A 1064-nucleotide genomic window follows, 5' to 3' on the forward strand; every position below is an offset into this window, starting at 1 on the left:
CTCGTGGGAAACGATTCTGACAATTCAGATGTAACACAATGCAGTTGTGTTACATTCACAGAAAGAGAGTCAATATTCTTACATTGTATATGTGTTTCTGAATAAAATACTTAACCTGTAGTTCAACAGCGCAGGATATAGTATAATATTTACAAAGGGGTAGGTGATAGTCATTTGGAAACGGAGATCAGCGGTCATAATAACGATATTATCATGAAGGCCACTGCAGCGATGTTCAAGGACAAGACTCTAGAGGTGTTCGGGCTTAAGACTGCGAAGATCGTGGACATCATGTCCACAGTCTTACCTGTAGTCGAGGCCAAAGAGAAGAGAGTAGATTTTGTTTTCCTCTTAGAAGATGATACCCTGCTCCACTTGGAATTCCAGACCACAGTCCCTGAGGACCTCCTGAGGCGGGTTGCCTACTACGGAGCTAGACTTGTTGAGAGACACAACATGGATGTCAACACCGCCGTAATATATTCAGGTCGAATCGAAAGTGCTTCCGAACTACTGGAAAAAGGATCGCTATGCTACAGAGTAACCAACGTCTTTCTCAAGGGCATGGACGGTGATGCAGAATATTATAGGATAAAGACCCTTCTTGGGCAAGGGCTGGAATTAGAAGAAGTAGATCTATTGAAACTGATACTTCTGCCATTAATGAAGAGTCAACAACCCGAAGCGGAGATGACCATTAAAGCTGCTCAATTGGCCAAATCAGCCAATTCCAAATTAACCGACTTTGTCATAGGATCCATCATAGCCATTACTGACAAATTCTTACCCGAAGAATATAAGAAAAAATTACTGGAGGTGTTAAGCATGACCCAGATTGAAGAATGGATAAGAGAAGAAGGTAAGGCAGAAGGCAAGGTAGAAGGTAAGGCAGAAGGTAAGTTGGAGGCAGCCCGAAACGCAGTAAAAAAAGGATTGTCATTAGAAGACATTGCTGAGATAACCGATCTGCCCCTAGAAACCGTGCAGAAGCTCAAAGCAGAACTATCAAACTGATTGAGGGAAGCCCTCCCATCCGGTCGCTCCCTCGGGGTCTGACCCAAGAT

General features: G+C 43.6%; 1 protein-coding gene. It reads left to right on the forward strand.

Going from position 1 to position 1064, the window contains the following annotated elements:
• Positions 1 to 174: 174 nt before the first annotated feature.
• Positions 175 to 1014, forward strand: a complete 840-nt coding sequence (locus tag ACYQ3Q_RS28270; protein ID WP_459931718.1) for an Rpn family recombination-promoting nuclease/putative transposase — start codon at positions 175 to 177, stop codon at positions 1012 to 1014.
• The last annotated feature ends 50 nt before the right edge of the window (positions 1015 to 1064 follow it).

The organism is Desulfosporosinus burensis (assembly GCF_054657535.1).